We start from the raw sequence: 24,877 nt of genomic DNA, 5'->3' as shown, positions 1-24,877 counted from the left end.
ACGTTTAATAACGCCGACGAGTTAGATTTTGCCGTGTAGATACCACTGAAGTATTACGATGTTCTTCTCCACGGTTTCTGGGTGTACTCCAAACTCTTCGGCTGTTCTAATGGAGTCGTATCTAAGTCCGTGTTTTTTAGCGGCGTAGTATAGGAGGGCGGCGATTACGCCCTCTGGCTTGAGGCCGTCTAACGCGCCTTTAGACTTGAGGAAGTTGTAGAGGTTTTTTACCTCTTCTGCAATAGCTACGCCGTATTTCCCCCTCACTTGTTCAAGTAGTTGCTCAAAACGGTCTTTAGGATATCGAAAGCCCTGTTGGTATAATTTGCTATACCACTTAAATACACAAAGTAATTGAACTCCATATTTAGCCGCTATTTGCTCAAGCGGTGTAGAGTCGCCAGTTTTCTTTATACATAGGTACTCTGCAGCCGCGAGTAGACATTTATCGTCAGTACCTGTCTTAGAAATTACTTCTTCAATACAACGGAGAAGTAGAGTTTTTTCCGTATCTCTTCTAAACCAGTATGAAAACATCAGAATTTTAAAGCGGCTTCTATATTCATAGGCGGTAGGTCGTCAGGGCTTATTTTTATCTCTAACAACTTAAGTCCGTCTTCTGTAATAAATTTAACAGCTTTTTGTATGTCGTCGTCATTGGATATACTCATTGCCTCTATGTTAAATGCTTCAGCCAATTTTACAAAATCTGGATTTGTATGAACTGTACCGAAGATTCTCCCCATTTTTTGAGCTTTTTGCCTCATGTAGAGAACTCTATATGAGTTATCATTTACAACAATGATTTTGACAGGGATTTTCTCTCTTGCCGCAGTTTCCAGATCCTGTACTGTCATCATAAATTCGCCATCGCCTAATACAGCGTATACATCTCTCTCTGGCGATGCAAGTTTTGCGCCAAGAGCAGCAGGGAAGGCAAAACCCATAGCGCCGAGATTAAACGCTGCAATATATCCTCTTACGGCTCTAACTTGTATAAAATCAAAGGTATATACAATGTGCATACCTTGTCCACCTACCATTATGAAATCTCTCGGCAGTGCCTTGTTCAACATATAGAAGAATTTCGATGGATTAACAAAACCTGTGTATTTCCTAGACAGAGCCTCGTCTAAAAACAGTTTCCAACTCGCACGAAGCTCCTCTATTTCTTTAAACCATTCTTCATGTGGACGATATTGGAGGTCTAGAGATAATAGTTTTCTCAAGAAATCCACGGCATCTGCATAGAAGTAGAGAGTATAAGAAATCGGCTTTTTTGTAGCTAATGGGTCTAGGTTTACCGCTATTATGTCTCCCCTAGGCATATAGTTATAGCCGTATGTAGATGTATCAGAAAGTCCAGCTCCTATAGCAAGTACTAAGTCTGCACGAAGTAACGCCCCATCTGCAACTATATTACCTCCGCCGAAACCTACTTTACCTAAGAAGAGCGGGTGGTCTTCTGGAAATGCGCCACGTCCATTTCCCGTTACTGCAACAGGGATATGCCACCTTTCTACGAGTTGAAATAATAGTTTTGCGCCCTCTTCGTTATTTATACCACCGCCAGCTAGTATAATAGGTCTTTCTGCCCTTTTCAATATCTCAACAACCTGAGATATGCCATCAGAGGACACCGTTGGTGGTGGCGTTATTTTTAATGTACATTCGGAAAACTCCGAGGGCAGTGTCCATACGTCTTCTGGAACTTCTACAAAAACTGGGCCTTGCGGTGGAGAGACAGCGAGCGAGTAAGCCTCAGCTATTATTTTTGACGCCTCTAAAGGTCTGTCTATTCTGTATGTAGCTTTTACTATAGGTTTAACGATATCTCTCTGTGGAACTTCGAGCCAAGAGTCGAGACCTGCGAACCTCCTTTTAACAGCCCCAGCAATAAGTAACAGCGGCGAGACATCTTTATACGCATTTGCCAATGATATTAATGAGTTAAGAAAACCGGGGCCTGCATGTACGGCGGCGACACCTGGCTTATTTGTGATTCTACCCTCAGCATCTGCCATAGAGACAGCCACTTGCTCATGTCGTGTTGAGACGTATCTAATTCCGCTATCTCTTAACGCGTCGATAAAGTCTAATATTGAAGTACCAATAAGCCCGTATACTCTTTTTACCCCCAGATGTTTTAAACAAGCGACTACAGCTTCTGCAACATTCATGGCATATTTACAATATTTTCAGGTTTGAGACCGACCAACGCCTTTGCCACGTTTTCCAATGTTATGTTTATTATGCGCATTCTCGCCTCATTTGTAGCACCTGCTATGTGTGGAGTAACTATCACATTAAATCCCTCTCTGGCCACTTGAATCAGCGGGTGGTCAGACGGCGGAGGTTCTACAGAAAAAACATCAACAGCAGCGCCGGCAATCCATCCATCACGTATTGCCTTAGCTAAGGCATTTTCGTCTACAATTTCACCCCGCGAAACATTAATAATAATAGCGTTGGGCTTCATTATTCTTAGTTCTCTTTCACCAATCATGCTCCTTGTCGTAGAAGTAAGAGGAACATGGATACTTAAAATATCGCTCTCAGAGAGCAACTTGTTGAAAGGTCTATATTCAATACCCATATCCTCTATATCTTTTTTCCTCTCGATATCGTAGTATATAACCTTGGCGCCAAGAGCCTTAGCTCTAACGGCCACCTCTCTGCCTATTCTCCCCATGCCAAGTATACCCCATATTTTGCCATAAACTTCGCCAATTATATTCATAAGTTCGCCTTGCGTCCAAGATCCGTTGACTAATTTATTATGTGCATATATCGCTCTCTTTAAAAGCATCAGGGCCAACATGATGGTATGTTCGGCTACAGAAATCGCATTTGCACCGCCTATATTTGCCACTGGGATTCCTCTTTTTGCACACGTTTCAACATCGATATGATCGTAACCTGTACTCGGTTGTTGAATAAGCTTTACTTTTCTCATCTTTTCACAAATAGATTTATCAATCTTAATTCTAAAGGTATAATCGCCAACTACGACATCAGCATCGGCAACATGTTTCACTACCTCGTCGTAGTTAGGCTCAAAAATTGTAACTAGGTCTATATCGTCAAGCGAAATGCCGTATTTCTGTGCCACAGGCGTAAACCACATTTTTAACAAAGCCTCAGGTACTGGAGATAAGACAACTACCTTATACTTTCCCATTATTTTTTATATGTCAAATTATATTAAAATATTCATTTAAGTATATGTAAAGAATATGATATATTTAAATAAAATGAAATTTTTAAACATAATGTATCTTAATATAAGTAGTTCAAGCAATATTTAACTAAAGTTAAGAGCTTTTTAAAGTTATATATGGTATACCTTTCTATGTTAGTGTCAACCACTCTTAAGAAGTACGATCTTGATAAACTAACCGTAGCCACAGTGGCGTCCCACACTGCATTACAAATTCTGAGGGGGGCAAAGAAATATGGTTTTAGGACTATTGCGATAGCGGGTAGAGCCGACGTCGCTGAGTTTTACCAACAGTTTAACTTCATAGACGAAGTGTGGACTGTAGACTTTAGAAATTTTGTAAAAGCGGCTGAAAAACTGGTAGAAACCAATGCAGTTTTTATACCACATGGCTCTTATGTAGAATACGTCGGCTGGAGACAGGCGCTGGAGGCGCCGGTTCCCACCCTCGGCTGTAGAGAGTTAATCAAGTGGGAGGCAGATCAGTACAAGAAGATGGAGCTCCTCCAGAGGGGCGGCATCCCCACGCCGAGGGTCTACAAGTCGCTGGAGGAGGTGGATAGGCCCGTCATAGTTAAGCTCTTCGGCGCCAAGGGGGGCAGGGGGTACTTCCTCGCTAGAGATAGAGAAGAGCTGAGGAGGAGGCTGGCCGGCTTGAGCGACTACATTATCCAGGAGTACGTATTCGGCGTGCCGGCCTACTACCATTACTTCTCCTCGCCGGTCTACGGCAGGGTGGAGGTCTTTGGCGCAGACATTAGGTACGAGTCTAACGTAGACGGGAGGACCTTCGGCTGGGTAGAGCCCACTTTCGTCGTCGTAGGCAACCTCCCCCTGGTCCTTAGGGAGTCTTTACTCCCAACGATATGGAAGTACGGCGTCCAGTTTGCCAAAGCCGTCGAGGAAGTGGTCGGCTGCAGACTGGCAGGGCCCTACTGCCTGGAGTCTATAATAAGAGACGACATGTCAATCTCAGTCTTCGAGTTCTCTGGGCGGATTGTGGCTGGGACGAACATATACATGGGCTACGGCTCGCCCTACTCAGTCCTCTACTTCGACAGGCCTATGGACATGGGGGAGAGGATAGCCCACGAGATAAGGGAGGCCGCCCGGAGGGGCCGCCTAGAGGATCTCTTCACGTAGTAATTTCAGGGAGTCTCCCTTGCTCGGCGGCTTCGCGGATCTCCATAGCTATCCTCCTCCCTATCGATATCGGTTTGCCGAAGTAGAGCTTGGAGTACTGCCCCCCGATCCCGATGTATACGTTGGTGCCGCCGCCTATCCTCGGCGCGACGTCGTAAACCACGAGGTCCAGCTGGGGCGTCACAATGAACTGAAGGGTGAAGGGCCCGATCACCCCCGGGGGGACGAGACGGCGGGTTGCCTCCACAAATCTGTAGCCGATGTCAAACACCTTCTCGAGGAGGGACTCTCGTATTGTCGCAGGCTCGTGGCCCACCTCTATATACCTCACCTCAGGGTCTACCTCCAGCTGGTCTCTGGCAGGCAGGCGGAACACCCCATCTAGGTTGCTCTGTATCCTCCTGTCGAAACTGTGTAACTCAAGCCGTCTCCTCATGACTGAGTAGAAGTAGTTGGCGTTGAAGTGGGCCCCGAGGACCAGCTCCTCGATGGAAGACCGCTCTAAGTCCTCCAGCTTTATCACTCCGGCGTCTGCCAGACGTTTGGCCTTTCTGTATAGGTCGTCGCGGTCGCGGGCAATGAAGAACCCCCTCTCGACCCTCCTCTCCGCCTCTGGCATCTTGACGATAACTGGGCGATCCACCTCGTCCGGCTTAAAAGTCCTAGGCCGCTTTATCCCTGCCTCGTCTAGCAAACGGTAGTAGTTCTGAGGCCCCGTCCTCTCCTCCCACCTTAGTAGGAACCGGTTCCCGAAGATCGGCACTGGGAACTCTCTCTCTATGGCGTCGTAGCCCACATATACTGCGAAAGATCTATTTGGGACAAAAACCGCCTCCTCGGCCTTTAATAAGTCTACGATCTTCAATATGTCTCTATAGTCATCTAATACAATTAGCTTGTCTACCACGGGGAACTCTCTGTAGGCTCTCTCCCTCCCCTTCTTTGCTATAGCCACTGTCTTCAGCCCTTCGTCTCTGGCGCCATCTAACACGTCTAATGCGCTATGGGACGCCAACACAGCCACAGAAACCATAGACAGAAGTAAGCAACAGTTTATAGACATTTCTTTGTATAATATCATTTAAATAGTTGTAATCTCCTAACGAGAGATGGATCTACTCTCTCCCCTCTCCGCCATAGTTTTGACGTATAGAGAGGTTGACACAGATACGCTTGGAAAAATTGGCGAAGCAATGCGTAAATGTCTTGAGCAAATGGGGCGGGGCACGCCTATATACGTCTTACATACTTGTGGCAGAGTTGAAGCCTATTTGTACGGCGCCTCGCCAGAGGAGGTACAGACCGTGGCAGAGACCTACAGGAAATATGTCGACTCTGTACGTATAATCGCCGGCGTCGAGGCGGCGCGCCACCTCTTCCGTGTGGCGGCTGGGCTGGACTCTATGTTGATCGGCGAGACCGACGTACTTGGCCAGCTGGAGGAAGCCTTTGACAGACAGGTAAGAGCCGGCTACACCAGAGGCTTGCTGAAGACTATAGTAGAGAGGGCCGTGCGGGTGGGGAAGCGGGTGAGGACGGAGACCGCGATATCTAGGGGGCCCAGGGGGCTGGGCTCTCTTTCAATAATCTACGTGTCGCGTCTCCTCGACTTGAGACAAGCCAAAGTCGCAGTATTGGGAGCTGGCGCAGTCGGCGCCGGGCTAGCTATGGAGCTGGCGGCCAGAGGTGTGAAAAAGCTCTACATATTAAACAGGACTTTAGAAAAAGCTAAGGAGGTTGCGGCTAAGACGGGGGGAGAGGCCAGGCCGCTGACTAAGGAAGAGGTAGAGCGCTGTCTGAGAGAGTGCGACGTAGTGTTCTCCTCAGTGCACTCCATGGAGTATATAATAGATAAAATACCAGAGGGGGTCTCTGTAAAAGTAGTGGTGGACCTCGGCGTCCCCCAGACCGTGGCGCCTGGCCTACCTGTGAAAGTTGTGCGGATAGAAGACCTCAGGGAGATAGCGGAGCAATACAACGCAGAGAGAGTCTCCGAGATAGCCAAAGCCGAGGCCATAGTCGAAGAGGAGCTGGCGATACTACCCAAGCTCCTCGCCAGGAGATATATAGAAGAGACAGTCTCCACTTTTATTGAAACGGCTATGTTGGCCGCAGAGGAGGAGGGGGCTAGAGCCGGTTGTAACACGGCGACTCTGGCCGCGAGAACCACGGTGAAAAGAATTCTCCTACCCCTTGTAGAGAGGCTAAAAAAGATGGCAGAAGACGGCCAGATAGAAGAGGCTGTAAAACTAGCGCAGATGCTGTCGCAGACCATCGGCAGAAAAATATAAAAACTGTAGGAGAGTAACGCAAGGGGCCGTAGTCTAGCCTGGTAGGATAGGGCTTAAAGCCCTCTAAAGCGCGGTTCGGGTCCGCGTGATCCCGGGTTCGCGGCGGAGCCGGCCCACAAATCCCGGCGGCCCCACCACTCACACATCGCTCTACTATTGCCCAAGCGCGGCCTGGCCTATATAGACGTTGGCCATCTGCAAGACGCCATAGGCGCGGCAAAACTTTTAACTAGATGCGCCGCCAGTTGTATGGCCATAACGCTCTCTCCCGCAGTGGCAGAGCTTTTGAAGAGGGCGGCTGGGGACCGGGATGTAGAGGCTTTTCTCGCAGATCTGTTGGCCGGGAGGCTCGACCCGCCCGAGCGCGTCGAGCTGTATCTCCGCCTACACGAGAAGTACCTCAGGGAGGCCGAGGAGCTGTATAGAGGGGGCGATCTTGTACAAGCTGGCGAGAAGTACTGGGGCGCAGTCACAGCCCTGCTGAAGGCGCTGGCCGAGAAAAGGGGAGAGCCACACTACAGCCACAGAGACTACGCAGTGCTAATCGACAGACTGTACAGAGAGACAAAAGACAGAGAACTCGTCACAGCGTTCGCCATGGCGGAAAGGCTACATGCCAACTTCTACCACAACTTCCTCTCGCCGGAGGGTTTTGAAGTCCACAGGGAGTCCGCGCTGAGGCTCGTGGAGAAGCTAAAAAAGCTGGTCGAGACCTAGGCGTCTACTACCTCGGCTATAGTGACTAGGGGCTTGAAGACGTAGTCCTTGAGATAGTGAACAAACGCGGCTCTGTAAACCCTAAGGGCGTACTTGGCGCCCGGGGCGGCGTCTGTTGAAACCTTTGCTATATAGTTGGCAACGGCTCCATACGCCTGGAAGTTGAAGCCTGCGTGTAGTTTCTTTATAAGAGACGCCACCGTGCTGGGGACTTTGTTGGCGATGAGATCGCCAACGGGAAGGCCCACCCCTAGTGTTCCACCGACGTCTAGAAGAGGCTCATTTTTCATAATCTCGAGGTACCAAAGTGTGTTATAATCTCCAAATTTGCCATCTATCCCCGTGTAGGTGCGGGTCTCCGCGGGGCTGATGGAGGTCGGCATCTTTGGGATGTAGCCAACCGACCTAAGCGCAATGTCCCCGTTTTCAAAGGCGAGGTTTAGCATGTATAAACTGGCGCGTGTGTCAACCACATTGCATGTGTAGATATCATATACGTCGTAGCCGATGACCCTCCATATTGAAGAGTAGAACATCACAGCCGCCGACTGCCCGTCGGCGGGGGCATAGCCTCCGCTACCTTGCGATATTAGATTGCCCGTGCTCCAGCTGTACTCTCCGGTTATTCTAAGCTCTGTGCCCCACTTCAAGCTAAGTGCACCGTAGGCGTTTAACTTTAGAGCGCTACCGTCTACTTTGTAGCCAAACCAGATATCTTCGCCGAAGGCTTTTGAAGACGAGTCTTTTAGGGCGACTGCCGGCACGTAATCTGGATCCGTAAGATCGACGTCTGATATGTAAAACACCTTGGCCTCTGGACAAGTCGCAAATCTATGGCCGGCGCTCCTCCTGGCGGCCCCCCTCACTCTATATACTCTGCTCCTCAACGCCGGCCTCTCAATTACGTCTGTGTAAAACAGCGGCTCCGCGGGCGCGGTGGGCAGTATGGTAAACAGGGCGTGTTCCGTCGACGTGGGATTGTCTCTCCTCAGCTGTTCTTCAACCCAGCTCTCGGCCTGTCTCTTAACTCTCCTCTTGTCTAGCCTAAGGACGCCGTCTTTTACAGCCACTTCCTCCACAACGCCATCTGGCTCCCACACTAGAAGTGCGTTGAAGTCTACAGGTCTGTCGAACTTGTCTACGAACTTGAGCTCTACCACGTCGTCGTTGCTTGCGAATTCAGATACCCGCTCAAACCAGTAGTTCCTCGTCTGCGGCCTCGCCGCGTTTTTCAAGACGCCTAGGAGTTGCCAGCCGCCAACCGCCGCAACCGCGCCTGCCACGCCCAACATGAGGAGTCTCCTCCTGGTGATCCCCCACCCCATAGCCGGGAGAATCTACCTTTTTTACGTTCGTTTTTTGTTGTTTTTTCTATTGTCTACTGCCGTAGTTTTTGAGGACGAGTTCTGGGAATTTTCTGCCGTAGATTATCCTCATCGCCTCTCGGGCCTTGGCTATGGCCTCCGCCGTGGTGTCTGCTGTGATGTTTACGTGGCCCATCTTGCGCCTGGGCCGCGCCTCCGCCTTGCCGTACCAGTACACCTTGCCAAGCCTCTCCAGTTCCCTAATGGGTGGGCTGGCGACGCCCAGTAGGTTCACCATGGCGGTGGGCGCTAAGGCGCGTGGCCTCCTGAGGGGGAAGCCGGCGACTGCTCTGACGTGGTTTTCGAACTGGGAGGCGTCTGTCTCTAGGGTCCAGTGGCCTGTGTTGTGGACGCGGGGGGCGATCTCGTTGACGAGAATCCTGCCGCTTCTGTCTTCGAAGAACTCCACGGCGAGGACGCCTACGTATCTACGCCACTCCAGGATCTTCTCCACGTATCTATAGGCCTCGGGCGGCGCTTCGGCGGGGGCGTAGTTCCACACCAGAATGCCCTGGACGTAGTAGTTCTGGGCGGGCGGGTAGAAGTACACGTCGCCGTCTTCAGACCTAGCCGCTATTATTGAGAACTCCCTCGCGATGTCTACGTATTCCTCCACCAGGAGGGGGCCCTCCGCGGGCGGCCTCTCTCTGGGGAGCAAGTATTGGCCCTTGCCGTCGTAGCCGCCGGAGGGCACCTTGGCGACGGCCCTCCCCCACTTGGCCGCCAGCTCCACCGCCTCTGCGCCATCTCTAGCCACAGCCCAGCGGGGGGTCGGCACTCCCAGCTCGCCGAGCGTTTCCCTCTCCCATATCCTACTCTTCTTCACCCTAAGGTAGTCCAGATGGGGTCTCAGCTTACCCAGTTTGTGGGCGTATTCTGCCACCTCCCATTCCACATTTTCAAACTCGAAGGTGACGTAGTCCGCCCTCTCTACCTCCCGCAGCGGGTCGCTCGCCTTAATAGCATATTTATACGCAGGGGCTCTGGGGTCTGGGTCGTAGACGACAAAGTCCAGCGGCAGTCTGGCGGCTGCCCAGGACATCATAAGTGCCAGCTGGCCCCCTCCGAGAACCAATAGCCGCATGGTTTCTATTAACTAGCTGTTTTATAAAAATTCCGCAACCGCCGAGTTTTACCCCCTAGATTTTTATTTTATGGCTTAAAATCGCCTAAGAAGCTTTTTGAAAGAACTTCATCGCGCATTTGTGCCATATGTTTTTTCACTTTCTCTTTCACCTCGGGGTATTTTATGCCTAAGATTCTAGCTGCGAGAAAAGCCGCATTTGCAGCTCCGCCTATTGCCACAGTGGCTACGGGAGTGCCCCTGGGCATTTGGACGATAGACAGTAGCGAGTCTAAACCGCCGAGGTGTTTTGTCGGTATGGGGACGCCTATGACAGGCAACGGCGTATATGCCGCAGTCATGCCTGGCAGATGGGCAGCCCCTCCAGCCCCGGCTATAATTACATCAAATTCCTGCTCTGCCTTTTTAGCAAATTCTGCCATAAAATCTGGCGTCCTATGGGCGCTTACTACTCTAGCTTCATATGGTATCTCTAACATCTTTAAAACTTCTAGAGCCTCTTTCATAACCTCTAGGTCGTTTATAGACCCCATTATCACAGCCACCTTCATGTCCCAGGTGACTTAGACCAATTTATACCTTCCCCGGTAATATTTTAAACATATGCGTAAAATCGCCTACGTCCCTTCAATAAAAATCCGCAGTATATTTAACCGAGTGATTAAACTTTTATAACAGCCAGTTCCTATACCCATGGGTTTAACACAACGCGAGCTTGAGATAATACGTGAGAGACTAGGGAGAGAGCCCACAGCCGCCGAGTTGGCCTTTTTCACGTCACATTGGTCTGAGCACTGCTCCTACAAATCCACCAAGATGTGGCTCAGAGAGCTCCCCGGCTCTGCGCCGTGGGTTGTTAGAGGAAGGGGCACAGACGCCCCGCTTGTAGAGGTGGCACACGGTCTCTACGTCAGCTTTAAGATAGAGTCACATAACCACCCTAGCGCCGTCGACCCCTACAACGGGGCAGCTACCGGCGTCGGTGGGATAATACGAGATATCCTAACCGTTGGAGCGACGCCGATAGCTCTTCTCGTTAATCTACACTTCGGCCCTCCCGAGGACCCCCACGCCAAGTGGATATTTTCTAACGTGATTAAGGGTATCTCTGACTATGGCAACCGGGTCGGGGTCCCCGTGGTGGGCGGCGAGACGTGGTTTGACGAAGATTTTACATACACTCCCATAGTCCTCGCCACTTGCGTCGGGGTGGTTGAGGCAGAGGCTGTGCCGAAGGGTTACGTAGAGCCTGGGGACTACATCGTGGTGGCGGGCCTTGGGGCAGACAGAAGCGGACTAGGCGGCTCGGCCTTCGCCAGCAAGACCTTGGAGGGGGGCGAGGACCTCGGCGCAATACAAGTGGCAGACCCCCTAATGGGAAAAAAGCTAATCGACGTAGTGAAAGAAGTTAGTAGATGTGTAAAGTTCATAAAAGACCTGGGAGGTGGGGGCTTGGCCACAGCTCTCGCCGAGCTTTCTCACTGGTTTTCCCTAGGGGTGGAGTTCCACCTAGACAAGCTACATGTACGAGATGCATCGGCCTTGCCCGAGGAGTTGCTCATAAGCGAGACACAAGAACGTCTGATCTTCGTCATTTCTCCACGAGATTTGCCATATCTAGAGGAGGCGTTGAGAAAATACGAGGTTCCATACTCTATCCCAGGGCGTTTTGTAAAAAGCGATAGAGTATTGGTGATGTGGAAGGGCGTTAAGATAGTCGACATACCTATTTCTCTAGCAGATGGAGCGCCGGAAATCCTCTGGCCCCAAGAGCCTTACCAACCATCCGATATTCCCGAAATCCCCGAGCCGCCTATAGACAAAGCGATAGATGTTGTCTTGTCCTCCCCCAATGTAGCTAAGAAAGAGTCCATATACATGCGCTTTGATTTCGATGTAGGAGTTAGGACGGCAGTAAAGCCGGGGGAGGGAGACGCCGCAGTGTTAAAACTCTATCAACGTGGGCAACTGGGCCTTGTAGTAAAGGGAGACGCCAATCCGAGGTACACCTTCTTAGATCCGAGACTGGGGGCCGCCAACGCCTTTGTAAAAGCCTATAGAAACGTCGCCGTTGTGGGCGGAGTTCCCCTCGCCGCCGTAGACTCTATAAACGTGGGGAGTCCCGAGAGGCCGCAAGTCTACTGGCAGTTTGTACAAGCTGTACAAGGCCTAAAGGAAGCCGCAACTGAACTTGAGGTGCCTATTGTAGGGGGTAAAGTCAGCCTATACAACGAATACATGGGCCGTCCCATAAAGCCGACAGTTGCCGTGGTCGTGCTTGGCAAAATTGACGACGTGTCTAAGGCAAATAGAGCGCTTTGGCACGACGGCGATAAAATATACATCTGGGGCGTTACAAAAGGTGAAGTAGGGGGGAGCGAGTATTTAAAGAGAGTACATGGGATACTTGCTGGAAGGCCTCCTAGTATAGATTATGCGGCTGAAAAAGAAATTGTAGCGGTTATACAGAGCTGGCTTGGGAAAATAAGTGGCGCTACTGACGTAGGACTCGGCGGGTTAATTACGGCGTTGGCAAAAATGGCTATAAACAGCGGCATAGGCGGCGAAATAGATGTATGTAAAGCCCCGGCAGAGACTACAAGACTAGACTATCTATTATTTAGCGAGTCGAATGGCCGTTTTATAGCAGCTGGAGCAGAGGGGCCTGGCGTTGTAATTGGCGAGGCATATGGCGAAGAGTTTGTGGTTAAATGTGGCGGGACGTTGATATATAAGCGGGGGGTAGAAGAGCTTAAACGTCTAATGTCTCTTTGATATGTGTGGCATAGGCGCAGCGTGGGGTAAAGGGGCGGGGGCCGCGGTGGTAAAAATAGGCCTTTGGCTATCACATAGAGGACACGAGGGCGTTGGATATGCATATTTAGAGAACGGCGCGGTGAAATTGGGGAAACCCCCAGAGGATACGCAAGCTGCGTTAGTACACGTTAGATACTCCACCTCGGGGCCCTACGGTATGTCTTTACAGCCGGTGTATGTAAAATACCGAGATCTAGAAATTGCAGTTGCTTTCAACGGCACAATCGTGAATTTTAGACAGCTGGATAACACGGCGTCGTTTGACGGCGAGGCTTTAGCAAAAAGTTTGGCAAGAGAGATGTGGGAGAGGGGGGTTGTAGAAGGCGTACAAGAGGTGTATAAAAGGATAGTGGGGGCGGCGTCACTTGTGGCGCTTACTCCATGGGGTATACTTGCAGTGAGAGATCCGCATGGGATAAGGCCGTTGGCCTTAAGCCACGATATAGATGGCGTAAAAATCGCGTCGGAGACTGTAGCGCTTGAAAACGGCATAGAGTTGGCGCCTGGCGTCGCTATAATGTATGGCGATAGAATATCTACTTGGAAGATAGACCCAAAGCCGACGCGACTATGCGCGTTAGAATATGTATATTTCGCCCACCCTGCGTCAAAACTTGGGGGGAGACTTGTGGCAGACGTTAGAAAAGCCCTAGGCCGCGCCCTGGCGGAAGATGAGACAGAAGAAGGCGATGTAGTTACCTACGTGCCTGAAACCGCACGGCACGCCGCGTTAGGTTTTGCCAAGAGGTTAGGCCTAGAGGTTGTAGACGCCGTGGTGAAAAATAGATTTTCTGGCAGATTATTCATAAGGCCTCCGAGCGAGAGAAAACCAGAAGAGGCTTTTTATGTAGTGAGAGATTTTATAGAAAAGAAAAGAGTATTTCTCATCGACGACTCGCTCATAAGAGGTACAAATATAAAGGCCATTATATGGATGTTAAAAAAAGCCGGCGCGACTAAAGTACATGTGAGAATAGCGTCTCCGCCAATTAGATGGCCTTGTTTCTATGGAATGGATTTTCAAAAAAGAACAGAGCTTATAGCATGGGGAAGAGATGTGGAAGAGGTGAGAGAGATAATAGGCGCGGATACCCTTCGTTATATCTCCATGGAGAAGTTTAGAGCTATCCTCGGCGATGTCGTATGCTACAGCTGTTTCACCGGCGTATATCCCCATGAAATAAACATAGATTGGGCTGAGAGAGAGCTTTCTAGGAATTTTAAATGAATAGTTAAAATACATTAGGAAAAACCGTGGAAATTAACGCAATAGTTTATATATCTGTTTAAATTTCGTGACTGTGAAAATAGGAATTCTGGCGTCTTGGAGGGGTACAAATGCAAAAGCTATATTTGACCATGTAAAACTAGGCGTCTTAAGAGGGGTAGAGCCTGTGTTGTTGATATATACAGACGAAAATGCGCCAGTGAGAAAGATAGCGGAGGCCTACGGCGTAGAGGCTGTGTATATACAACACAGGGGGGTCGCCAGGGCGAGGAGAGAACAAGAACTAGCAGACCTTTTGAGACAATATGGCGTAGACTTAGTAATACTGGCTGGCTACGACTACATATTGGGGTCTTCCTTTATTGAACAATTTAGGTGGAGGATATTAAACATCCACCCCTCTCTTTTGCCATTTGCCGGGGGTAAGGGGATGTATGGTTTGAGAGTCCATATGGAAGTGTACAGGGCTGGCGTAAAAATCTCCGGCCCCACTGTACACCTAGTAGATGAGTCTGTAGATGGAGGCCCCATTCTAGATCAATGGCCTGTATACATAGGGGATATATACGGGCTTGACCTCCCATATGAAGAAAAACTAGCTATACTAGCCGATAGAATTTTGATATATGAACATAGGCTCTACTCAAGAGTAATACAGGCTGTGGCAGACGGCTTGCTGGAGGTAATTAGCGAACGTGTAAAATATCCCAAGGTGATAGAGGAGGGGGGCAGGATTAAGTATGAAGAAGAGGAAGTTGAGGTGGCTAGAGCTGTGTTAAAAACTGGCGAAGGCTGGCTTAGAGAGTGGCGTGAGAGACAAAGAGTCTATGTAGAGTATCAGCTTAGAGAGTGGCGTGAGTCTGGAAAGCCCATGCATTTGATATGTCCCCATGGTTGTTTGGATTAAAGGCGACAGACTACATACAGAAACTCTGGAGTGGGCTAGACGCCACGTGAAAGAGTTAGAGCGCTATGGAGTTACTCCAAAGCTAGCCGTACTCCTTCTAAACGACGACCCAATAGAGTTGGAGACGCAACATAGATACGTATCTCTAAAGGCAAGAGATATTAAGTCTATAGGAGGTGAGGTCGAGCTTTTCGAGCTATATAAAGAGCCGCCGGAGAAAAGAGAGGTTGCGGCGTTGAAATTAATAGAGAGGTTAAATAACGCAGATGATGTAACTGGCATATTAGTCCAAAAGCCTCTGCCGCCGTACGTAGACGAGACAAAGATTTTTGAGAGACTCTCCCCTCTAAAAGACGTAGATGGCCTTACCCCCGAAAATAAGAAACGGCTAGTGACAGGCTTCGACTTAGATAGAGATATCTTGCCTTGTACACCCGCCGGTATACTGGAGTTATTTAGACAATATAAAATCGACGTCAGAGGCAAGGACGTCGTTGTAGTTGGCAAGGGGACTTTGGTGGGGTTTCCACTCTCTATAATGTTAATGCAACTAGATGCAACAGTTACAGTTCTCCACGCCCTGAGTAAAGACAGAAAATATTACGTAAGAAATGCAGATATTGTAATTTCCGCAGTGGGGAGGCCGCCGGAGCTATACAGCGACAACCCCTGGAAGCTCACTGGAGATTTTATAAAAGAGGGCGCCGTAGTAGTCGGCGTAGGCGGCAAGGTTGACCCAGTTACAAAAAAGTGGTATTTCGACGTTGATGAGAAAAGCGTAGCTGAGAAAGCGTCTTATCTAACGCCAAATATCGGCGGCGTGGGACTTGCCACTAGAGCTCGCCTTGTGAAAAACCTCATAATTACGAGCTATATGGTTGCAACACGCGTCGCCTCGCCTAGACTTCTCGCTCTTTAATGCCTAGGAGCTCTCTAGTGAGTATAAGTAGTTGTTCATACCTCTGTAAAAGCCCTTTTACATCGCCTGTCTTCCTATAGTATTCTTTATCTAGGTGTTCGCCATTACACAAAAGTCTAAAGGTGTCGCCGCTTATCTCATCAATAAGTAAAAACTTTCCACTACGTCTACCAAATTCAAACTTTATATCTATAAAATCGCAATTAGCTTTATTATAAAGCTTTCTTAACGTCTCTGCCGCTTTTGTTGCAATTTCGGCGATTTCATAGATTTCGCTTTCTTTTAATATGCCGGCTTCTACAGCGTCTTGCGGCAATATGAGAGGGTCGTGGAGTCTGTCGTCCTTTAGGTGGAGTTCTACAAGCGGTTTTCTAAACTCTTGCAGGGGGGCTACAAGCGGCATTCTCCTCAAGTAGCTACCATATGCCTTAAATCTAACAATAACCTCCAGTGGTATTACATCTGTCTTATAGACTTCTAACGCATTTAAATCCACCATTTGTATGAAATGATTTTCCACGCCTTCTCTACTTAGGTATTTAAATAAGATGGCGGAGAGAGCTGCAGAAAGCGCGCCTTTGTTAGGCGCTGTGTCTCTCCTAGCTCCATCAAAAGCCGTAACTTCGTCTTTAAATACCAACACCAACGTGTCTCCCCTAGAGTAAACTCTTTTGGCTTTCCCCTCATAGACCAACTCCATATGTACTACTGCGCTATGTCTTTTAAATATTCACTTTTAATGAAGATGGGATTTCCCGCGTCGCCCCCAGATATTTTTTCAATAAACTTTTAAATAGACATATTCGTCTCGCCATGGACAAAGTGTTAGTCGTAGGCGACGGCGCGCGAGAACACGCCATTGCCTGGTCATTAGAAAAGTCGGGGGTTGCCGTTGGCGCCGTGATTTCACATCTAAACCCCGGGCTTGTAGACATTACAAAACGTACCGGGGGGAGGGTCTTCTTAGGAAGCCCCGTGGACCCCCATTTTGTGGTTAAGGCCGCTGAGGAGTTCTCTCCTGACTTAGTTATCATAGGCCCAGAAGAGCCGCTTTTCGCAGGGGTGTCTGATGCCCTACGTGAAAAAGGGTTTAGAACTTTAGGCGCCTCTAAGAGACTTGCTATTATTGAAATGCGGAAAGACGTCGCCAGAGCTCTACAGTGGAAGTATGGAATACCCGGGAGGTTGATATACGGCGTATTTAAAAACATAGAGGAGGCGTATAGCTTTAGTAAAGCTCTTGGCGCTGTGGCGATAAAGCCCATTAGACAAGCCGGTGGCAAGGGGGTGAGAGTGATCTATGGAGATGCCAAATATCTGGAATTTGACGAAGCGTATAGAAAAAGCGCTGAAGACATAATGAAACAACTTTCTAATTTTAGGGATGTTGACGCCGCAGTGCTTGTAGAAGAGGCTGTATGGGGTATCGAGTTTACAATACAAGCGTTAACAGACGGCGAGACGCTATTCTTCTTCCCGCCTGTACAAGACAATCCACATGCATATGAATATGGCGTAGGACCTGAATGCGGCGGCATGGGGACAATCTCGCCGTTGCCATTCTTGGAGGAGGGAGAGGTAGAAGAAGCTAAGAAGGCTGTAGAGTTCACTGTAAAAGCCTTGCGTGAGGAATTCGGCGAGAGATATGTGGGCGTAATCAGTGGACAAATGATGTTGACAACGCGCGGCCCCGTCATAATTGAGTACTACAGCAGGCTGGGAGACCCAGAGGCACTTAACGCCCTCTATCTCTACGAGGGAGACGCCTACTCTCTGTTTAGTCTTGCCGCCGATGGTAAACTTCACAAGGCTGAGAGGAGGTTTAAGGAGGAATACACAGTGGTTAAAGCTCTTGCCCCCCTGGGCTATCCACATAAAAGAAATATAGCCAAGGGGAGGAGGGTATATATCGATTGGGACGTGATCAAAAGAGAGGGATGTCTCGTCTTCTTCTCGTCCGTTGAAGAGAGAGACGGCGCCTATATCACACTTGGCTCTAGGGCACTTGAAATCCTCGCCCCGGGGAAGACGGCAGAAGAAGCTTATCTTAAGTCGGAGAGGTGTATGTCTGCGGTGAGGGGAGACGGCGTCTACTACCGCCGCGACATTGGCTCGCCTGAGTATATGTCCTACATGGCAACTAAGGCGGGCAAAATAAGAGCTGTCTACAAGTGGAGAAGGGAGAGAGGCTTAGACGGCAAAATTGCGATATGGGAGCCGGGGGTGGGGCTGAGAGAGTATAAGCTATGAGGTACCTCGTTTACTTAAACATAGCCTACAAGCGGGGGATTAGGGATCCCGAAGGCGAGACTATCCAGAGGGAGATCTTCGAACGCCGTGGCGTTAGTATAGAGGTGAGGGCGGGGAAGTGTCTAGTATTAACTATCGAGGCCTCAAGCCCGGAGGAGGCCAGAGAGAAGGCGTTGAAGCTGGCGTGGGATATGCGCTTGGGCAATCCAAACGTCCACATGGTAGAGGTGGTGAGAGTGGAATATGTATAGAGTGGCTGTTTTAAAATTTCCCGGTACCAACGGCGACTATGATGTGTTGAGGGCGCTGAATTTAGTAGGTCTCCAGGGGGAGATTGTGTGGTATAGAGACTACGCCGCGGGGAAATATGACGCGGTTGTGTTAGCCGGCGGCTTCAGCTACGGAGATCGCCTCAGGGCTGGGGCAATAGCGGCACAGACAGAGGCCATAGAACAGCTAAGGAGAGACGTAGAGAGAGGGATCCCCGTGTTGGGCATATGCAACGGGTTCCAGATACTAGTCGAGGCCGGTCTTCTCCCAGGTGCGCTGGCCCCCAACGAGCCCCCCGGCTTTATATCGAAGTGGATTCAGGTGGCCGTAGTAGATGTGAAAACTCCCTTCACCCATCTATACGAGCCGGGAGAGGTGGTGTATATGCCTATTGCCCACGGCGAAGGTAGGTACATACCGTCGGGGCCCTATACCCAAGCCTTTAGATATGTGGAAAACCCCAACGGGTCTCACAACGCCACCGCTGGGGTGAGTAACGGAAACGTCCTCGGCCTAATGCCGCATCCCGAGAGGGCAGTGGATAGAGATATCTCCAGAGGCGGCGTCGGCGGCTTAAAGCTGTGGCTAAGCCTAAAGAGCTGGCTCAAGGGGTGACATGTCGGTGGGTCTCTTCGCGATATATAGCTTCGGGGGCCCCGTAGAGCTTTGGTCTATGGTATACTACGGCCTTAAGGCTTTGACAAACCGCGGCGACTTCGCCGAGGCGTATGTATACAACGGCGGGGTGGAGAGGGTCGAAGTGGACCTCTCTAGAGAGGTGGAAAGATCTCTCCGCGGCTCGGCGGCGGTCGGTTGCGTCTCGCCTAACGGCGGCTGTTGTAGAGAGGTAGAGGGCGGCGTGAGGTGTTCAACTAACGACGGGGGGACATACGTCGAGTTACGGAGAGATGGGGTTGTGGCAGCTAGACGTGGCGAGTCTCTATGGCATCTAACCCTCGGCGCACATGGGTTTGACTACGCCATAATCTCCACAGAGAGCGCGGCAATCGAAATCCTAGGCGGTGAGATCAGAAGGTCGCTACGGCCGGGGGAAATCATAGAGGTCAGCGAGTTGTATCTAAGGTCAAGAGGCGGCGGAGCCAGCGGCCCGCTCTGCGCCCTTGAGTTTATATATATGGCAAGACCCGACAGCAGAATAGACGGCGTTGAGGTGGCTTCTGTCAGAGAGAAAATTGCTAAGAAGCTCGTAGAGAAGATAAGCTACACACCAGACGTAGTTGTGGGCATCCCAGAGACGGGTTCATATTACGCCGCCCATATAGCTGCTGCCCTTGGGAGGCCCTATCTGCCTGCCTTTGTCGCAACGGCGAGGGGGAGAAGCGCCTTGTTAGACGAAGTGAGAGATAGGATGGCCGTCATACAGCTGAAGGCTAACGTCATAGAGTCAGCAGTGAGGGGGAAGAGGGTGCTCCTAGTAGACGACAGTATGATAAGTGGCATCACCATAAGGCTTGTGGCGCAGATGCTACGTCAGAAAGCCGGCGCCCTTGAGATATACGTGGCGGTAGTGGCGCCTCCACTGAGGAGAACGTGTCCCCACGGCGTGAAAATGCCACCGGAGAGCCACATGATCTATAACGCCGTGCCGCCTGACGAAGTTAAATACGCCTTGGAGGTAGACGGCATAGTCTACCTATCAGCCGACGAGCTAGAAGAGACCTTGAAAGAGGCCGGGGTCTCGGTCTGCACCCTCTGTATGAGACCGAGACGATGAGGTATAGAGACGCCGGCGTAGACCTAGACAAACACTGGGCGGTACACAAAGCGGTGTCTCAATACCTCGGAGGCGCCAGGGGGATTTACACAAGCTCTCTAGAGGTAGGCGGCGCCAGACTTACGCTCCATGTAGACGGCGTGGGAACAAAGGCAGTGTTGGCGCTAGAGTTAGACAGACTTGAGGTAGCTGGGAGAGACTGTGTCACAGTAAATGTAAATGATATAGTCTGCGACGGCTTTAAGCCGCTGGCCGTTGTGGACTATGTAGCTGTAGAGCCCCAACACCTAGACAAGGTGCCCAGGGTCGTAGCCGGCGTTGCTTCCAAAGCTGGCGAAGTCGGCGCTCAGCTCTTGGGCGGCGAAACGGCAGTTCTGCCGGGAGTGATCTACGGCATAGACGTAGTCTGCACAGTCCTTGGGATAAAAGCCGCGTACACAAGGCCGCCGGCCCCAGGCGACGTCTTGATAGGTCTCCCATCCACAGGTCCCCACGCCAATGGCTACAGCCTGCTACGCCGACTGTTTAAGCCAGAGGAGGAAGTCTGCGGCAGGCCAGCGGCAGAGCTACTGCTGGCAGAAGTCGCCGACTATAGCCCCGTGTTGAAGGCCATGGAGGAGGATACAGTCGCCGGAGCGGTCCATATCACGGGGGGTGGGTATAGGAAGTTGAAAAAGGCGCTCGGCAGCCTGGGGGCAGAGGTGGCCTTCGACGTTCCATGTCTCTTCAGAGAGATTGTCAAGAGGGGGGTTGAGCCACACGAGGCTTACCAAGTCTTTAACATGGGCATAGGCATGGTTGTCTACACGACTAAAGACCGGCTTGGAGAGGCGCTGAGAGCTCTAGAGCCCCTAAACCCGAGACCCATCGGCGAGGTTAAACAAGGCGGTGGCCTATTGGTAAATTCCATAATAATATAATTGAGGGGGTTGAAGCTGAGAATGTCCTTTTGGGAAAAATGTTTAACTGTGTTGTGGAATCAGAAGAGGTGCGGAGGCGAGTGTAGGGGTGGTTGTGGAAGTTAGCTTGTTGTACAACTTCTTGGCCTATATCAGCGGCACGTTGTCTCGGTTGTTGTTGAAGCCGCAAGTGGGGCGCCGCAAAGGGGGCTATTGGTAAACCGCATAGAGATCTAAGACAACGGGCAAAGCCCTTCTTAGATACTCGATAAAGCCTGGTTGCTCTGCGAGAGGCGGGAGTAGCTGTGTCTTACATCTGCTGTATCTCCTAGCGATTTCGTTGTATATAACGCCCCGCGTCAGAACCACCGGCGCCGCCGTGGTGACGCAAGGCGCCGAGTCTATGTTTGGCTCGCCGTAGAGAAAGACAACAGGCAGGCCGGTGTGGCGGATCTGCCCCCCGGCGTCTGGCCCGTGGAAGATGTAGAGGTCAGCTCCCAACCCCCTTAGATAATCCACAAACCCCGGCCAACCGAGGAGGGGGGGCGCTTTGACAGCCGCCACCTCTAGCGCCTTCCGGTAGTCGCTACCCTCTGTGATAAATATAGGCACGCCCAGCCCGCCGCCTCTGTATCTCGGTTCCGCCGCTTCCAGAAAGGCGTAGGAGACACCCAGGGCCTTAGCTATCTCTGCAACCTGTGTATTGTGCATAGAGTCTCTAGAGCCGTGGAAGATCAACACTACAGCGGCTTGACGCTCTCTCGCCAGCCTTATGGCCTCGCGCGTTGCGTCTACCACGACTTCGCGGATTATACATAATTAAATAAATTTCCACAACTGCCTCTGGAGATCCAACGCTCAACGCGGGTCTCTGTCCTCGTCCACATGCGCGAGGGCTCTACTCAGCCGGCTTATGTGGGCATGAATCCTCTCAAGCTTCTGAATCCGCCTCCTCTCGGGGAACTTCAGTAGCTCCACGACTCTGCCATCAACAACCAGCCCAACCTTTATGTAGTGGTCTAGGCGGCTCCGTTAAACGTCCAACTTAGAGTTGGGAACGAGAAAGATACAAGTAAGGCCGTCTTCGTCGACTTAAAGAAGGGCGTAGTCTAATCTGAGACATCGTGGTAGACGCGGCGCGTGAAATCATAAAGTTGGCCAGAGAGCACCAAGCCGCCGTCGTGGTTGACGCAGTGGAGGACGAGAGTTACCGGGAGCTGAAGGAGGGGGACAGTAGCGGAGTGAAGAAACACTTCCTAGACGGGCTTGGGCAGTTGAGGAAGATGTTGAAGGAGTTATCCCAGTGGTATGGCATTCCGTACTTGGAGGAACGATTGTATTCGACCATCTGCCCCCGCTGTGGCGCGAAGATGGAGGAGCTGAATAACAGGCGGATACAATGCCCCGCCTGCGGCTTCGGGGCACATAGAGACAACGTGCCGCTGATATGGGCCAAAAAGAGGTACTGGGAAATCCTCCAGAAACAACCCGCTTTTTCAGCGACCACCACACTTTTAACCTCGTAAGTTTCCTCATTTCATGAGCCACTACCCCGGCTCTGGGGCCCGGCGACCAAGGGACACAGCCAGCCCCCAACGACCCGAGCCCCCCGGGGAGGCCGGGCGCTACAAAGGGGGGCTGTAGATGCATGCTGGATCCTCTGCTAGTGGGTCTTTGAAATAGGCGAAGGCCCTTGCCCTTGAGCCCCCACATATGTCTTTGTATTTGCAGACGCCGCATCTCCCGCCGAATTCGCCGCGTCTCATCTTTTGGAGAAGTGGGTGCTCTCTATATATCTCCACCAGGCTCCGTCTTCTGACGTTTCCCAGGGGGTAGGGCAAGAAGCCACTTGGATATACAGTGCCGTCGTAAGCGACGAAGATTATGCCAAAGCCGTCACGTGTGGGGACTATGGTAGGGTCGATCCCCCTTCTGGGCGGGCCCATCAGCTCCCTGAGCCGCTCTACCAGCTTTTTATATAGCGAGCTGTCGTAGGTCTTGCCCTCTAGTCTCTCTAGCTTTGCCCTTCTATAAAACGGCGCTTCCACAGTCCTCACTTGTAGGCCGTATGTAGAGACGTCTACGAGAAACTGCACAGCCGCTTCGTACTCCTCCGGCGTGATGTCAAGCTCCTCTTTTGCTCTGCCGGTGACTATTAGGAAGAAGACCTCCCACGTCTTCACTCCCAAGTCTGTAATTAACTTGACAACTTCTGGGAGCTCGGTTAGAGACTTTCTCCAAACGACAGTATTTACCTGGACTTGTATCCCCATGTCAACTGCCGTTTTTATAACTGCCACAGTGTCGCGAAAACTTCCAGCGACCCCCCGTAGCTCGTCATGTGTCTCCTCTCTGGCGCCGTCTAAACTGATAGAAATAGACTTGACGCCGTGTTCTCTAACGGCTTTAAGCGCCTCTTGGTTTAAGTTAGGCGAGACGGCTGGGGCAAGCGACGTGGGGACACCCAGCTGGTTTGCGTAGTCAATGAGGTCAAACAAGTCGTTTCTCATAAGGGGATCTCCCCCTGTGATCACTAGTAGCGGCTTGGGGTCGCCAAAAGACGCCACTTGTTCAATAAGTCTCTTCCCCTCCTCTGTGTTTAACTCCCCGGGCAACGGCTTCAGTATTGCGTCTGCCCTACAGTGTTTACAGGCAAGGGGGCAGGCCTTGGTAGATTCCCAAAACACAATGAGGGGGGCGCTGTGAAACCTCTCAATGAGCTTCTTAACCTCTCTCACGTCTACTTCCCCACTTGGCTTTTTAACTCTGTAAAAGCTTTTTCAAGAGCCGCCAAAGTGGTCTCCACGACGTCGCGGGTGTGTGCCGCAGAGGTGAAATTTGTCTCGTACTGCGACGGCGCTAGATATACGCCGTGTTTAATGGCTAGCTCGTGTAGCTTGAGGTAGAGCTTTTCGTCGCTTTCTCTCACGTCCTGTGGCGTTTTCACATCCCCCCTCTTGAAGTAGAGCTGGAACATGGAGGCGATTTGTTTAACCACTACGTCGAAACCGGCCCTCCCGGCGATATCTTCTATGCCCTTTGCCAGTCTTTCTGCGGCCTCATTGGCAATTTTATACGGCTCTCCCTTTTCCAATTCCTCTATAACTGCGAGCCCTGCCGCCACGGAGACCGGGTGGGCGTTGTAGGTGCCCGCGTTATAGACTGGGCCGCTTGGTGCCACCATATCCATGACGTCCGCCCTTCCCCCGAATATACCTATGGGGAAGCCGCCCCCGACGACCTTCCCCAGCGTGGTCAAATCTGGCCTTACGCCGAAGTGGCCCTGGGCCCCGGAAAGCCCAACTCTAAACCCAGTCACCACCTCGTCAAAGATGAGGAGAGCCCCCACCCTCTCCGTCTCTTCTCTCAGCGCCTTTATGAACTCGCGGTCGGGGATTATTAGGCCGTAGTTTGCCGCTATCGGCTCGACGATGACGGCCGCAAGCCTCCCGCCTATTTCCCTAACTGTCTTCACAAAGGCATCGACGTCGTTGTAGGGCACAACGGCGGTGAGCTTTATGACGTCCTGCGGCACCCCCGCGCTCGTGGGGATTCCCCAGGTGGCTGCCCCAGAGCCTGCTTTTACAAGGACGTAGTCATGAGAGCCGTGGAAGTTGCCGTCGAACTTGATGATGACATCCCGCCTCGTGTAGCCTCTGGCAAGTCTCACGGCGTTCATCGTGGCTTCAGTGCCGCTGTTTACGATACGCATTTTCTCGATGGAGGGCACGTGGGCTTTTATCCTCTCGGCGTAGGCAACTTCCTCCTCTGTGAGGAGAGCGTAGATCCACCCCCTCTCCAGCTGTTGCACCACCGCGTTTTTTACGCGGGGGTGGGCGTGGCCTAGTATAATCGCGCCGAAGGCCATGCAGTAGTCCACGAGCCTCCCCCTGTCTGTGTACAAGTAGGGCCCCGAAGCCCCCTTGGCCACGAGGGGGGCGGCGAGGTGTTTAAGAGCTCTAGCTGGGGAGTTCACACCGCCTGGGAAAACGCCCCTAGCCCTTTCAAATAGCATACGACATATTCCAAATAG

The 24,877-nt window shown here is 51.1% G+C and carries 23 protein-coding genes, 1 tRNA gene and 2 pseudogenes; 14 read left to right on the top strand and 12 right to left on the bottom strand.

Annotated features, from left to right (window positions below; genetic code table 11):
- Positions 1–21: 21 nt before the first annotated feature.
- The 3 genes from ACZ49R_RS09225 to ACZ49R_RS09215 are packed head-to-tail and all read right to left on the bottom strand — an operon-like array spanning position 22 to position 3,181.
- Entirely contained in the window at positions 22–537 is a 516-nt protein-coding gene (locus tag ACZ49R_RS09225) for a hypothetical protein (RefSeq protein ID WP_464732841.1), read from the bottom strand.
- The gene (locus ACZ49R_RS09220) at positions 537–2,180 is read right to left on the bottom strand and encodes a thiamine pyrophosphate-binding protein (protein WP_464732840.1); all 1,644 of its coding nucleotides are present in this window, start codon (positions 2,178–2,180) and stop codon (positions 537–539) included. The genes ACZ49R_RS09225 and ACZ49R_RS09220 overlap by 1 nt, the downstream gene beginning before the upstream one ends.
- Entirely contained in the window at positions 2,177–3,181 is a 1,005-nt protein-coding gene (locus tag ACZ49R_RS09215; RefSeq protein ID WP_464732839.1) for a 2-hydroxyacid dehydrogenase, read from the bottom strand. The genes ACZ49R_RS09220 and ACZ49R_RS09215 overlap by 4 nt, the downstream gene beginning before the upstream one ends.
- A gap of 177 nt (positions 3,182–3,358) precedes the next feature.
- Between ACZ49R_RS09215 and ACZ49R_RS09210 the strand changes: the two genes are divergently transcribed.
- Positions 3,359–4,363: a formate--phosphoribosylaminoimidazolecarboxamide ligase gene (locus ACZ49R_RS09210; RefSeq protein WP_464732838.1), complete on the top strand. Its 1,005-nt coding sequence runs from the start codon at positions 3,359–3,361 to the stop codon at positions 4,361–4,363.
- Here the strand turns inward: ACZ49R_RS09210 and ACZ49R_RS09205 are convergent.
- Positions 4,356–5,396 carry a formate--phosphoribosylaminoimidazolecarboxamide ligase family protein gene (locus ACZ49R_RS09205; RefSeq protein ID WP_464732837.1) on the bottom strand — a complete coding sequence of 347 codons (1,041 nt, stop codon included), beginning with the start codon at positions 5,394–5,396 and terminating at the stop codon, positions 4,356–4,358. The genes ACZ49R_RS09210 and ACZ49R_RS09205 overlap by 8 nt on opposite strands.
- 76 nt (positions 5,397–5,472) lie before the next feature.
- Here ACZ49R_RS09205 and ACZ49R_RS09200 point away from each other — a divergent pair, with 76 nt between their 5' ends.
- The 3 genes from ACZ49R_RS09200 to ACZ49R_RS09190 all read left to right on the top strand — a co-directional run bounded on the left by ACZ49R_RS09200 (position 5,473) and on the right by ACZ49R_RS09190 (position 7,371).
- Positions 5,473–6,654: a glutamyl-tRNA reductase gene (locus ACZ49R_RS09200; protein WP_464732836.1), complete on the top strand. Its 1,182-nt coding sequence runs from the start codon at positions 5,473–5,475 to the stop codon at positions 6,652–6,654.
- Positions 6,655–6,676: 22 nt separating this feature from the next.
- Positions 6,677–6,791: transfer RNA gene (locus ACZ49R_RS09195), tRNA-Pro, on the top strand.
- A 112-nt stretch (positions 6,792–6,903) separates the two neighbouring features.
- A complete protein-coding gene (locus ACZ49R_RS09190; RefSeq protein ID WP_464732835.1) occupies positions 6,904–7,371 on the top strand; it encodes a PaREP1 family protein in 468 nt (155 codons plus the stop codon).
- Here ACZ49R_RS09190 and ACZ49R_RS09185 read toward each other — a convergent pair.
- The 3 genes from ACZ49R_RS09185 to purE form a co-directional block, all read right to left on the bottom strand.
- Complete coding sequence (locus ACZ49R_RS09185) at positions 7,368–8,696, bottom strand: hypothetical protein (protein ID WP_464732834.1); 1,329 nt, start codon at positions 8,694–8,696, stop codon at positions 7,368–7,370. The two genes, ACZ49R_RS09190 and ACZ49R_RS09185, sit on opposite strands and share 4 nt — an antisense overlap.
- Positions 8,697–8,742: 46 nt before the next feature.
- Positions 8,743–9,819 (bottom strand): 5-(carboxyamino)imidazole ribonucleotide synthase, encoded by a 1,077-nt coding sequence (locus tag ACZ49R_RS09180; RefSeq protein ID WP_464732833.1) that lies wholly within the window; start codon positions 9,817–9,819, stop codon positions 8,743–8,745.
- A 68-nt stretch (positions 9,820–9,887) separates the two neighbouring features.
- Entirely contained in the window at positions 9,888–10,370 is a 483-nt protein-coding gene (gene purE, locus ACZ49R_RS09175; protein ID WP_011761860.1) for a 5-(carboxyamino)imidazole ribonucleotide mutase, read from the bottom strand.
- 142 nt (positions 10,371–10,512) lie between these two features.
- On the opposite strand from purE, the gene purL reads away from it, so the two are divergent.
- The 4 genes from purL to ACZ49R_RS09155 all read left to right on the top strand — a co-directional run bounded on the left by purL (position 10,513) and on the right by ACZ49R_RS09155 (position 15,690).
- Positions 10,513–12,594: a phosphoribosylformylglycinamidine synthase subunit PurL gene (gene purL, locus ACZ49R_RS09170; RefSeq protein WP_464732832.1), complete on the top strand. Its 2,082-nt coding sequence runs from the start codon at positions 10,513–10,515 to the stop codon at positions 12,592–12,594.
- A gap of 1 nt (position 12,595) precedes the next feature.
- A complete protein-coding gene (locus ACZ49R_RS09165; RefSeq protein WP_464732831.1) occupies positions 12,596–13,864 on the top strand; it encodes an amidophosphoribosyltransferase in 1,269 nt (422 codons plus the stop codon).
- Between the two features lie 73 nt (positions 13,865–13,937).
- On the top strand, positions 13,938–14,771 hold the full coding sequence (gene purN, locus ACZ49R_RS09160; RefSeq protein WP_464732830.1) for a phosphoribosylglycinamide formyltransferase: 834 nt from the start codon (positions 13,938–13,940) through the stop codon (positions 14,769–14,771).
- Positions 14,755–15,690 carry a bifunctional 5,10-methylenetetrahydrofolate dehydrogenase/5,10-methenyltetrahydrofolate cyclohydrolase gene (locus ACZ49R_RS09155; RefSeq protein ID WP_464732829.1) on the top strand — a complete coding sequence of 312 codons (936 nt, stop codon included), beginning with the start codon at positions 14,755–14,757 and terminating at the stop codon, positions 15,688–15,690. Before purN ends, ACZ49R_RS09155 begins: the two co-directional genes overlap by 17 nt.
- Here ACZ49R_RS09155 and ACZ49R_RS09150 read toward each other — a convergent pair.
- Positions 15,671–16,390, bottom strand: coding sequence for a phosphoribosylaminoimidazolesuccinocarboxamide synthase (locus tag ACZ49R_RS09150; RefSeq protein ID WP_464732828.1), 720 nt, complete (start codon positions 16,388–16,390; stop codon positions 15,671–15,673). The two genes, ACZ49R_RS09155 and ACZ49R_RS09150, sit on opposite strands and share 20 nt — an antisense overlap.
- 113 nt (positions 16,391–16,503) lie before the next feature.
- Between ACZ49R_RS09150 and purD the strand changes: the two genes are divergently transcribed.
- From purD to ACZ49R_RS09125, 5 genes are read left to right on the top strand one after another with little or no spacing between them, the layout of a single operon-like run.
- Entirely contained in the window at positions 16,504–17,940 is a 1,437-nt protein-coding gene (gene purD, locus ACZ49R_RS09145; RefSeq protein ID WP_464732827.1) for a phosphoribosylamine--glycine ligase, read from the top strand.
- Positions 17,937–18,191 carry a phosphoribosylformylglycinamidine synthase subunit PurS gene (locus ACZ49R_RS09140; protein ID WP_011761867.1) on the top strand — a complete coding sequence of 85 codons (255 nt, stop codon included), beginning with the start codon at positions 17,937–17,939 and terminating at the stop codon, positions 18,189–18,191. Before purD ends, ACZ49R_RS09140 begins: the two co-directional genes overlap by 4 nt.
- A complete protein-coding gene (gene purQ, locus ACZ49R_RS09135; RefSeq protein WP_464732826.1) occupies positions 18,184–18,825 on the top strand; it encodes a phosphoribosylformylglycinamidine synthase I in 642 nt (213 codons plus the stop codon). The genes ACZ49R_RS09140 and purQ overlap by 8 nt, the downstream gene beginning before the upstream one ends.
- A gap of 1 nt (position 18,826) precedes the next feature.
- Positions 18,827–19,945: a phosphoribosyltransferase family protein gene (locus ACZ49R_RS09130; protein WP_464732825.1), complete on the top strand. Its 1,119-nt coding sequence runs from the start codon at positions 18,827–18,829 to the stop codon at positions 19,943–19,945.
- Positions 19,942–20,865 (top strand): phosphoribosylformylglycinamidine cyclo-ligase, encoded by a 924-nt coding sequence (locus ACZ49R_RS09125; protein ID WP_464732824.1) that lies wholly within the window; start codon positions 19,942–19,944, stop codon positions 20,863–20,865. Before ACZ49R_RS09130 ends, ACZ49R_RS09125 begins: the two co-directional genes overlap by 4 nt.
- A gap of 189 nt (positions 20,866–21,054) precedes the next feature.
- Here the strand turns inward: ACZ49R_RS09125 and ACZ49R_RS09120 are convergent, their stop codons facing one another.
- On the bottom strand, positions 21,055–21,555 hold the full coding sequence (locus ACZ49R_RS09120; protein WP_464734117.1) for a hypothetical protein: 501 nt from the start codon (positions 21,553–21,555) through the stop codon (positions 21,055–21,057).
- A 24-nt stretch (positions 21,556–21,579) separates the two neighbouring features.
- Positions 21,580–21,873 (bottom strand): annotated as a pseudogene (locus ACZ49R_RS09115) (zinc ribbon domain-containing protein); the annotation flags it as partial.
- Positions 21,874–21,962: 89 nt separating this feature from the next.
- Here ACZ49R_RS09115 and ACZ49R_RS09110 point away from each other — a divergent pair.
- Positions 21,963–22,370: pseudogene (locus tag ACZ49R_RS09110) on the top strand (zinc ribbon domain-containing protein); the annotation flags it as partial.
- Between the two features lie 99 nt (positions 22,371–22,469).
- On the opposite strand, the gene ACZ49R_RS09105 reads toward ACZ49R_RS09110, so the two are convergent.
- Together ACZ49R_RS09105 and hemL are read right to left on the bottom strand one after the other, a co-directional pair.
- Positions 22,470–23,582, bottom strand: a complete 1,113-nt coding sequence (locus tag ACZ49R_RS09105) for a TIGR04053 family radical SAM/SPASM domain-containing protein (RefSeq protein WP_464732823.1) — start codon at positions 23,580–23,582, stop codon at positions 22,470–22,472.
- 2 nt (positions 23,583–23,584) lie between these two features.
- Positions 23,585–24,859 carry a glutamate-1-semialdehyde 2,1-aminomutase gene (gene hemL / locus ACZ49R_RS09100; protein WP_464732822.1) on the bottom strand — a complete coding sequence of 425 codons (1,275 nt, stop codon included), beginning with the start codon at positions 24,857–24,859 and terminating at the stop codon, positions 23,585–23,587.
- Positions 24,860–24,877 lie beyond the last annotated feature (18 nt).

The sequence above is a fragment of the Pyrobaculum organotrophum genome (assembly GCF_055384425.1).
This window is presented reverse-complemented; position numbering and strand designations above follow the sequence as displayed.

What these genes read in the sequence shown, in the direction of transcription:
- ACZ49R_RS09165 (WP_464732831.1), top strand. Translation starts at nt 12,596, where the DNA reads ATGTGTGGCATAGGCGCAGCGTGGGGTAAAGGGGCGGGGGCCGCGGTG.
- ACZ49R_RS09130 (WP_464732825.1), top strand. Translation starts at nt 18,827, where the DNA reads ATGTCGGTGGGTCTCTTCGCGATATATAGCTTCGGGGGCCCCGTAGAG.
- purD (WP_464732827.1), top strand. Translation starts at nt 16,504, where the DNA reads ATGGACAAAGTGTTAGTCGTAGGCGACGGCGCGCGAGAACACGCCATT.
- ACZ49R_RS09140 (WP_011761867.1), top strand. Translation starts at nt 17,937, where the DNA reads ATGAGGTACCTCGTTTACTTAAACATAGCCTACAAGCGGGGGATTAGG.
- ACZ49R_RS09120 (WP_464734117.1), bottom strand. Translation starts at nt 21,555, where the DNA reads ATGCACAATACACAGGTTGCAGAGATAGCTAAGGCCCTGGGTGTCTCC.
- ACZ49R_RS09220 (WP_464732840.1), bottom strand. Translation starts at nt 2,180, where the DNA reads ATGAATGTTGCAGAAGCTGTAGTCGCTTGTTTAAAACATCTGGGGGTA.
- ACZ49R_RS09225 (WP_464732841.1), bottom strand. Translation starts at nt 537, where the DNA reads ATGTTTTCATACTGGTTTAGAAGAGATACGGAAAAAACTCTACTTCTC.
- ACZ49R_RS09180 (WP_464732833.1), bottom strand. Translation starts at nt 9,819, where the DNA reads ATGCGGCTATTGGTTCTCGGAGGGGGCCAGCTGGCACTTATGATGTCC.
- hemL (WP_464732822.1), bottom strand. Translation starts at nt 24,859, where the DNA reads ATGCTATTTGAAAGGGCTAGGGGCGTTTTCCCAGGCGGTGTGAACTCC.
- ACZ49R_RS09185 (WP_464732834.1), bottom strand. Translation starts at nt 8,696, where the DNA reads ATGGGGTGGGGGATCACCAGGAGGAGACTCCTCATGTTGGGCGTGGCA.
- ACZ49R_RS09200 (WP_464732836.1), top strand. Translation starts at nt 5,473, where the DNA reads ATGGATCTACTCTCTCCCCTCTCCGCCATAGTTTTGACGTATAGAGAG.
- purQ (WP_464732826.1), top strand. Translation starts at nt 18,184, where the DNA reads ATGTATAGAGTGGCTGTTTTAAAATTTCCCGGTACCAACGGCGACTAT.
- ACZ49R_RS09215 (WP_464732839.1), bottom strand. Translation starts at nt 3,181, where the DNA reads ATGGGAAAGTATAAGGTAGTTGTCTTATCTCCAGTACCTGAGGCTTTG.
- purE (WP_011761860.1), bottom strand. Translation starts at nt 10,370, where the DNA reads ATGAAGGTGGCTGTGATAATGGGGTCTATAAACGACCTAGAGGTTATG.
- ACZ49R_RS09155 (WP_464732829.1), top strand. Translation starts at nt 14,755, where the DNA reads ATGGTTGTTTGGATTAAAGGCGACAGACTACATACAGAAACTCTGGAG.
- ACZ49R_RS09150 (WP_464732828.1), bottom strand. Translation starts at nt 16,390, where the DNA reads ATGGAGTTGGTCTATGAGGGGAAAGCCAAAAGAGTTTACTCTAGGGGA.
- ACZ49R_RS09125 (WP_464732824.1), top strand. Translation starts at nt 19,942, where the DNA reads ATGAGGTATAGAGACGCCGGCGTAGACCTAGACAAACACTGGGCGGTA.
- ACZ49R_RS09190 (WP_464732835.1), top strand. Translation starts at nt 6,904, where the DNA reads ATGGCCATAACGCTCTCTCCCGCAGTGGCAGAGCTTTTGAAGAGGGCG.
- purL (WP_464732832.1), top strand. Translation starts at nt 10,513, where the DNA reads ATGGGTTTAACACAACGCGAGCTTGAGATAATACGTGAGAGACTAGGG.
- ACZ49R_RS09205 (WP_464732837.1), bottom strand. Translation starts at nt 5,396, where the DNA reads ATGGTTTCTGTGGCTGTGTTGGCGTCCCATAGCGCATTAGACGTGTTA.